We start from the raw sequence: 1,943 nt of genomic DNA on the forward strand, positions 1-1,943 counted from the left end.
CGGCACACATCGGCTCGAACACGGTTTTCGGCGCGAAGAGCGTGACCTTCGAGATCCCGCAGAATCCCTCGAAGCAGGCTCTCGAGCCGGGCACGACGCTCGATGAGGCGACCGTCACCACCGAGGTTAATTCGATGTTCGAGAAGCTCACCAACTTGCTCGAATCGGTCCAGCCCGAGCAGCTCAACGCGACGCTCGGAGGCCTGTCGGCCGGGCTCCAGGGCCGAGGCGACGTTCTCGGGGAGACTCTCGAGGACCTCAACTCCTCGCTCGCATCCCTGCAGCCCAATCTCGACACCCTGCAGCGCGACCTCGACAAGGGCGCGGACGTCGCGAACATCTACGCCGATGCCAGCCCGGACCTCATGCGGCTGCTCGACTCGGGCACCGATGTGGGCCAGACGGTCGTGCAGCGCCAGAACCAGTTCGAGGCGCTGCTCGCCAACGCCATTTCCACATCGGACTCGGGTAAGAGGCTGCTCGACGAGAACGGCGACAACCTCATCAAGACCCTCAAGGACCTCCGGGCCACGACCTCGCTGGTCGCCGAGTACGCGCCGGCGCTCAACTGCATGATCATCGGCCTCAACCAGGGCGTCGAGAAGAACGGGCGCGCGTTCGGCGCGAGCAATCAGCCCGGCCTCCTCTTCCTCGCCGGGTTCGCGCAGGGCGCGACTCCGTACACATACCCGGACGATCTCCCCAAGGTCAACGCGTCGACGGGGCCCCGCTGCTACGGCCTTCCGTTCCCGCAGCCCGGAGAGAACGCGCCCTTCGCCGTCACCGACACCGGCTCCAACGTGGTCGCGGGCATGCCGAACTCCTTCTCCAAGTCCGGGGGCGCGGCCATCGGCCCGGCCTTCGAGGCCGAGCCGGGCAAGCCCGCGCCGCCGGCAATCCTCCAGTACATGCTCGGCGGCGCCGACCAGAGCCGGCAGGCCGCCGGCGCGGACTCGCCCGCGGGCAATCCGGCCCCGGATCCCGCGCAGACGCCCGCCCCCGCACCAGCCGATCCCGCCCCCGCGCCCGCCGAAGGAGGCGCCCCGTGAGCGCGCGACACGAGAAGCAGAATCTCAACACCGCCGATACACCGAAGCGGCCGAAGAAGCAGCCGAAGCAGAAGGACCTGAAGTCCAGGCGCGGGCCGATCGTGCCGCTCACGATCTTCACGATCGTCATGCTCGTGATCCTCGCCGGGCTCTTCGTCGTGTTCAGCGAGTACCGCTCGGGCTCCTCGAGCGAGTACAAGGCGATGTTCTCCGACGTGTCCAAGCTCGAGAAGGGCGACAAGGTGCGCATGGCCGGCGTCGAGGTCGGCCGGATCAAGGGCATCGATCTCGTCGACGGGAACCTCGCGGAGGTCTCCTTCACAGTCGATTCCGACCAGATCGTCTACACCGACACGTCCGCCGTCGTCAGGTACCAGAATCTCACCGGGGACCGGTACATGGCTCTCGAGCACGAGGGCGGGGAGAAGAAGACGCTTGACGGCGGAGGAACCATCCCCCTCGAGAACACGGAGCCGGCGCTCGACCTCGACGCGCTGCTCGGCGGGTTCAAGCCACTCCTCAAGGCGCTCGATCCCGGTCAGGTCAACCAGCTCACGTCGGCGATCATCTCGGTGTTCCAGGGTGAGAGCGGCAATGTCGCGCAGCTCCTCGCGGCGACGAATTCCCTGACCAACACGTTGGCCAACCGCGACGAGCTCATCGGCTCGGTGATCGACAACCTCAACGTGGTCCTCGGCACCGTCGCGGACAACAAGGAGCACGTCGACAGCATGGTCGACGATCTGCAGCAGCTCATCTCCGGACTGTCCAAGGACGCCGAGCCTATCGCGCAGTCCGTCGAGAGGCTCTCGACCGCCGGACAGTCGATGTCCGATCTCTTCGCCGACGTGCGCCCTCCGCTGCAGGAGTCGCTCTCGCAGGGCAACCGTCTCG

The 1,943-nt window shown here is 66.9% G+C and carries 2 protein-coding genes; both read left to right on the forward strand.

Annotated elements, in window-relative coordinates; genetic code table 11:
* A partial coding sequence (locus tag V7E05_RS11315; RefSeq protein ID WP_333619757.1) for an MCE family protein occupies window positions 1-1,049 on the forward strand: 1,049 nt, incomplete at its 5' end.
* On the forward strand, window positions 1,046-1,943 hold an 898-nt coding region (locus V7E05_RS11320), incomplete at its 3' end, for an MCE family protein (protein WP_333619758.1). The genes V7E05_RS11315 and V7E05_RS11320, both read left to right, overlap by 4 nt.

The organism is Dietzia sp., from assembly GCF_036741115.1.
Taxonomy (GTDB): domain Bacteria; phylum Actinomycetota; class Actinomycetes; order Mycobacteriales; family Mycobacteriaceae; genus Dietzia.